Genomic DNA, 6,675 nt, shown 5'->3' with positions numbered 1-6,675 from the left:
GCCCCCACAGATTAGCGTGCCTGCGACGGCACGCTAACCTGTGGGGGCAGTCCACATCTAGCGAGGGGCAACGATGTCAGACCCGGCCGGCGGCGATTCAGCCGCACCCGATCCATTCGCACAGTACGCGGGGCCGGTGCTCTGGCCCGGTGCGCTCCGTGACCTGACCGACACGACCCTGTGCCCGGCCTGCCAGACCCCGCTCGCGCCCTACGGGTGCCCGTCGTGCGGGCTCGACCTGCGGCATCCGGTCGCCGCCGAGCTTCTGGCCGTGTCAACGGATGCCGCGACACTGCTCGACCGGCGCGTCGCGCTGATCGGGCGCCTGCGTTTCGACGCCGCCCGGGCCCGCGCAGCCGCGCAACAGGTGCAGCGAACGCCGACCACGCCGGCTCCGGCGCCTCCCCTGTCCTGGCTCCCCCAACCGCCGGTGACTACTCCCCTCGTGGTCCCGATCGAGGCCTGGCCTTCGACCGCGACATCGGTCCCGGTTCCACCCAAGCACGAGACGCCGACGCCCTCCCAGACCACGACCGCGCTGTCCACGCCGCCGCGCCAGTCTCTGCCCAGCCAGACGCCGCCGCGGCAGGAACCCCCGCGGCCGGCACCGGCGCCGCGAGACCCTTCGCTCCCGCCGAAACGGTCGAGCGTGCAGATCCTGCTGCTCCTGGTGGGAGTCACGCTCGTGTCCGTCGCCGCGATCTTCTTCCTCACGGTGGCGTGGATCTTCGCCGGGCTCCTCGTGCGCTCCCTCATCGTCGGTGCATTCACGGCAGCGGCGCTGGTCACAGCCGCGGTGCTCAAGCGGCGCGGCCTCGGGGTGACGGCGGAGGGCATCGGCGCGCTCGCGGTCGTGCTCGTTCTGCTCGACGCCTGGTCCCTCCGTCAGAACGACCTCTTCGGGCTCGGCGCGAGTGCGGCGGACGGCTACTGGGGGGTCACGTTCCTCGTGTGCACCGGGCTGTTCCTCGGCTGGCACGCCGTGTCCGGGCTGCGGGTCGCGAGCGTCGCCGGCTTCGCGGCCGCCGCGCCGGGTCTCGGCCTGCTCGTCTCCGCCGCGGCGGTCGGCCAGGACGGAGTGACCCGGGTCTACCTCGCGTTCCTCGGGGCATCCGTCGGCGCGCTCATCCACCGCTTCACGCGGGCGTCGCCGTCGAACGGCACCGCTGCGCAGGTCGGCCGCTTGCCCGGTGCCGACCGGGCGCCCGAGCGGGCGATCGTGTTCGGTTTCGCCGTCCTGTCCTTGCTCGGCGCCCTCGCAACGGCCCCCTTCGTCGACACCAGCGGCGAGTTCTCCCCCCTCTGGCTGCTCGGCGCGGTCGCACTCGTCGCCGCCGTGCACGCCGTCACAATTCTCGGTGTGCGCCCGGCGCCTCCGGCCACGGCCGGCCCCGGCGCCGCTTCGCTCGTCTTCGCGTGCTTCTGCTCGGCAGTCGCGGCACTCGCGCTCTCCCTGATCGCCCTGATCATCGCGATCCGCACGACCAGCATCCCGCTGCTCGTCACCGTACCCCTGCTGATTGCGCTCGCCCTCGCGCTCGGCCTGGAGTTCCTCTCCAACCGCACTGCCGGTGCCCGGCGCACCGCCGAGCGCGTCGCCGCCCTGACCGCGGCACTCGCCGCGGGCTATTTCGCCCTCGCGACGGCCTCCAACGCCGCGTGGCCACTCGGCGTCGCGCTCGTGCGTGGCCTGACCGTTTTCGCGAGCGACCCGGGCACGCCCGTCAACCCGCTGCTCCCCTGGATCGACGAGCTGGACAACCCGGTCGGCCCGAACAGCCTCTGGGCGCTCTGCGCTCTCGTCGCCGCCGGCGCCCTCACCGCCGTCATCTGGCGAGCCGGACGGCTGCTGCGCGCCCGCGCGAGCCTGGTCGCGGCGTTGTTCGCTGCGACTCTCGTACTCGCGGTCCCGTTCGCGGCGCCAGTCGCGGGCCTGTTGTGGCTTGTCCCCGTGCTCTTCGCACTGCTCGGCGCCGGCGCCCTGCTCGCACTCTTCGCGCACCAGCGCGGCCGCCTGCCGCTCGGGCCCCTCCGTCCCATCGTGCTCGCGCTTGTGATCGTGAGTGTCTCCCTCGGTTTCCTGGTCGGCTGGGCGCGCTCGGATACCTGGTGGATCGGCACGGCCGCCGGCATCCTCGCGCTCATCTTCGCCCGCGGTCTGCTCGGTACTGCCCCGGATGACCACGACGCGCGCGGCGGACGAGCACAGGGACGCGGCGCTCTGCTCGCGGGCGCGCTCCTGCTGATCCTCCTCGCCGCCGTCGTCGCACCGTGGGCGCTCACCCTCGGCGCCCGACCATCGGCATCGGTGCTGCTCGTCGACCAGCTGCGCGGCCTCACCCTCGCGACGGCGCTCCTCCAACTCTTCTTCGCCGTGCCGCTGCCCCGCTGGGTGCAGCCCACCGAGCGCCGCTGGGCATTCCGGACCCTGCTCGCCCCCACGATCCTGGCCTTCGCCCTGCCCGTCGGGAGCCTCGCCGCGGCCCTCGACCCCGCCGGTCGCGCCGTCCTGCTGCAGCCCGAACCGGCCGCGGGCATCATCCACACTGCGGCGCTGCTGACCGCCGCCGTGCTCTGGCTCGCCCTCCGCGGCAACCGCGCCGCCGCGCCGGCCGAGCGCCTCACCGCGCTCGTCGCGATCGCCCCGGTGCTGTTCCTGCTGTTCGGCGCCGTGCTCCGGGCAGCGGATGCCCCCGCCACCGTCGCCGACATCGCCGCGCCGGCCGCCGCCATCCTCTGCTGCGCCCTTGGCCTCACGCTCGGCTCGCTCGCGCTCCGCACGCCGCCAGGGACGGTATCCCGCGCCCCCACCGATCGGCTCGCCCTCGAGGTCGGCGCACTGCTCGTGCTCGGCCCGGCAACAATCGTCGCGGTATCCACGGGCCGCCCGCTCGGCTGGGTCGCGCTGCTCCTCGGCGGCCTCGCCGCGCTCCTGGCCGCGATCGCTCCCGACGGGCTCTTCGGCTCGCACTCCCCGCGGCGCCACCTCGGCTGGGTCGCCCTCTGCCTCGGAATCGCGGGGCTCTGGCTCGGCCTCTCCCGGTCGGGCACCGAAGCCCTTGAGCCATACGTGCTGCCCGTCGCGGCGGTCCTGCTCGTGCTGGCCGCGCTCATCCGCCGCTTCGGACAGGTCGACCGCCGGACGGCCGGAAGCCCCGTCGCCGGTTGGCTCACCCTCGCCGGGCTGCTCGTCGCGCTCGTTCCCCTCGCGCTTGTCTCCGGGACCGGCACGCTCGCGCGCCCGCTCGCGGTCGCCGGCGTCTCGGCGGTGCTGCTCCTCGCGGGCTGCGCCCTGCGCTGGACCCCGCCGCGCTCCGGGTACCTCGCCGCGGCCGCGGCGAGCGGCGCCCTCGGGCTGCTCGTGACGAGCGGTGGCCGGATCGTGTCACTACTCCGCTCCACCGAGGACGCAGGGCTCCTCATTGAGGCCTGGCTCCTGCCGGCGCTGCTGGTTCTCGTGGTCGCCGGCATCCTCAGCGCACGCTCCGGGCGACGGATGCTCCGGGAGGCCTCGCGGGCCGGGGACACCCCCATAAACGCCCGGCTCGCCGTGCGCACCGGATACGGCCTGCTCACGGTCGCCGTCACCTTCGGCTCCGTCGCCGAGGTCCTCAGCCTCGCCGCAGCGGCCCCCGACGAGACCCCGCTCGCCGCACCGCGCGTCGTGCTGCTCGCCCTCGCCTGCGCTGCGGCGCACGTCGGGCTGATCCGATGGGACCGTACCCCCGAGGGCCGCTCCCTCGCCTGGGTGACCCTCGGCGGCGCGGGCGTCGCACTGTTCGGCGGGTACCTGCACGGCGTCCCGGTTCCGCTCGAGATTGTGACGGTTCCGGTCGGACTCGCGATCGTCGCCGGGCGCCTCCTCGCCGCCGGCCTGTTCCGCAGCCCCGTCCCGGCCACGGCCGCGGACCCGGGCGCGGCCCGGTCGACCCGGTTCTGGATCCAGGCCGGCCTCCTGCTCGCCGTGCTCCCGAGCGCCATCATCCTGCCCACACCGGACGGGTTCCTACTCCGCCCGATCCTCGTGCTCGCCTTCGGCGGCGCGCTCGCGATCGCCGGCGCCGCGTTCACCGCGGTACCGGCGTGGCGTCCGCTGGCCTGGCCGGCCGTCTCCGCCGGACTCGTCGCCGTGCTGCTCACCGCCCTGAACCGGGTGAGCCCCCTCCTCGACACCGTCCCGTCCGGGCCGGATTCCCGGCTCGAGGGCTGGCTGCTGCCCGCGGCCGCACTCATGGCCGCGACCGGACTCACCCTCGTGGCCGCGGCCCGCCGTGGCACCGTCGCCGGTCTCGCCGCGGCGGTCGGCGACCACCCGCAGGCCGGCCCGGTCGACGGCGACGCGCGCGACGGCATCCGCTTCACCGATGCGGCCCCCGGCCCGACGTGGACCAGTCCGCAGCAGCTGGCGGCGACGGATGCCGCGACGTCGGCTCTCGGCTACGGTCTCGTCGTCCTGGCGATGGCCGGCGTGCTCGGGGCCGAAGTCGCCGCACTCGGCTACGAGCCGCTCGCGACGATCCGCGTGGTGCTGCTCGCCTGGACGTTCTCCGCCGTGCACCTCGCGGTGTTCCTCCAGGTCGACCCGAGCCGATCAGGTCGCTGGGTCGCCTGGCTGGCCATCGCCGCCGGCGGAATCGCGGTGCTCGCCGGCTACGGCCACGGCGTGCCGCACCCGATCGAGATCGTGAGCGTGCCGCTCGCTCTCGCGCTCGTCACGAGCGGCTGGCTGCACCTCGAGGCGACACCATCGGCGCGCAGCTGGCCCTGGCTTGCGCCGGGACTGCTCGTGCTGCTCGGTCCGTCGCTGCTGCTCGACGTGACCGAGAGCCCGCTCTGGCGGGTCGTCGGGCTCGGCGTGCTCGCACTCGGCGTACTGCTGGCCGGCCTGCGGCAGCGGCTGCAGGCGCCGTTCGTTCTCGGCGCCGTGGTGCTGCTCGTGCACGGTCTCGCCCAGCTGTGGCCGTGGATCGCGCTCGCCTACGAGGCCGTCGCCTGGTGGCTGTGGCTCGGCATCGGAGGCACCCTGCTGATCGTGCTCGCGGCCCGCTACGAGCAGCGGATCCGTGCTCTCAAGCAGATCGCGCTCGGCATCTCCTCGCTCCGCTGACGGGTCAGCGCAGCGGCACCTTCACGTCGATGCCGCCCTCTTCCGTGATCCGGTCGCGCACCCGCACGAGGCTCGGCGCGGGCACGAACCCGCCCGCGAACAACGCCTCACCCTGCCGGAACCGCGGAGACTGCGCCAGCAGCGCGGCCGGGGCGTAGCCGAACAGCGCCGCGAGCTCGGCGAGGTCGGCGGGCGAGCTCATCTTCATCAGGGCGAGGTTGTCGCACTGCGAGATGATCCCGGGGTGGATCTTCGACGGACGCTGCGTCGAGAGCAACAGCCACAGCCCGAACTTGCGCCCTTCGGCGGCGATCTGGATGATCTGTTCCCGCAGCGCGGTGTGCAGCGGTCCGTTCTGGTCCGGGGAGCACAGGTTGTGCGCCTCGTCGATGACGAGCAGCACCGGCCGGCGCTCCTCCCGGTGCGCCCACAGGTTCTCGAGCACCGAGAGCGCCGTCACGAGCGGCTCGTCCGCGTGCTCGAACCCGCCGAGGTCCAGCACGGTCGCGTGCGGTCGGGCGTCGATGATCTCGGTCGCCGCGGGCTCGTCGAAGGCGTAGATGTTCCAGTCGAGCACCCCGAGGTTCTCGATGCGCAGGGCGAGCGCCTGGTGCGCGGGATCCGGCGATTCCCGCAGCCGTGCCAGGAGTGCACCCGGGTCGTTCTCCGCCTCGAACGCGTTGAGGTGGAGCACGCTGTTGTACTCGGCGCGGTCGCGCAGCGGGTCGAGCCGGAGCATCGCGGCCTTGACCGGCAACGGCAAGGACCGGAACCGCACCCGAAGGTGCTCGCCGGGCCCGCTGCCGGGGCGCAACACCCGGATGTCCCGGTTCCGCAGCGCGTCCGCTTCCCCGGGCGCGGCATCCGCCCGCACCTCGCCGAGGCGCACGAAGTCGGCGTTCGGGTCGAAGATCACGATCGGCAGCTCGGTGTGGGCGAGCAACTGCTCGATCAGCACCCCGAGGGCGTAGGTCTTGCCCGACCCGCTCTGACCGCACCAGAAGGTGTGCCGGTTGAACCGGTGCGGCAGCAGGCGGGCCGGCACTCCGGGCGAGGCGAGCAGGGCACCGACCGTGAGAGTGGCACCGGATGCCTCGTGCAGCAGTTCGACGAGGTCCGGTCCCGCGGTGCTCACGCTCGCCCTCGTGAATGCGGTCGCGCCGCGCGGGTCGAGCCGGCCCCCGGCGTCGACGACCCCGAGGATCCAGCCGGTGCCGGTGAACCCGCCGTCGGACGCGGTGAGGACATCCACCTGGCCGAGGAAGACGCGCCCGGACGGATCATCGAGCTCGACGTACTGGCCGGGCAGGAGCGGGGAGTCCTGGCCGCACTGCAGCCGGAATTCGCGCCCGTCGACCGAGGAGGCGGTGTCGGAAGCGGCATCGGCGGCATCGGGAGTAGCGGCAGCGGGAGTAGCGGCAGCGGTCGGCGCGGTATTGGTGTCCGTCATGGCGCAGCCCATCGTCGTGAATGAGGAATGTCCCCGTGAATCTAGCGCGATCGGGGGGCGCGAGGCTTCGCCACCGCTACCGTTTCGGCAGGCCGCGCCCGCCGTTTCGGGCGCGGCC

The 6,675-nt window shown here is 73.8% G+C and carries 2 protein-coding genes; one reads left to right on the top strand and one right to left on the bottom strand.

The window, feature by feature from the left end; all coding sequences use genetic code 11:
- The first annotated feature begins 73 nt into the window (after positions 1-73).
- Positions 74-5,107, top strand: coding sequence for an SCO7613 C-terminal domain-containing membrane protein (locus QN350_RS18720; protein WP_323517097.1), 5,034 nt, complete (start codon positions 74-76; stop codon positions 5,105-5,107).
- Positions 5,108-5,111: 4 nt separating this feature from the next.
- Here the strand turns inward: QN350_RS18720 and QN350_RS18715 are convergent, their stop codons facing one another.
- Positions 5,112-6,557, bottom strand: a complete 1,446-nt coding sequence (locus QN350_RS18715) for an ATP-binding protein (protein WP_323503718.1) — start codon at positions 6,555-6,557, stop codon at positions 5,112-5,114.
- Positions 6,558-6,675 lie beyond the last annotated feature (118 nt).

Origin of the sequence: Cryobacterium sp. 10I5, from assembly GCF_035019865.1 — a bacterium.
Taxonomy (GTDB): Bacteria; Actinomycetota; Actinomycetes; order Actinomycetales; family Microbacteriaceae; genus Cryobacterium; species Cryobacterium breve_A.
This window is presented reverse-complemented; position numbering and strand designations above follow the sequence as displayed.

Bases quoted from the DNA above. Each gene is read 5' to 3' on its own strand.
- QN350_RS18720 (WP_323517097.1), top strand. From the start codon at position 74: ATGTCAGACCCGGCCGGCGGCGATTCAGCCGCACCCGATCCATTCGCA.
- QN350_RS18715 (WP_323503718.1), bottom strand. From the start codon at position 6,557: ATGACGGACACCAATACCGCGCCGACCGCTGCCGCTACTCCCGCTGCC.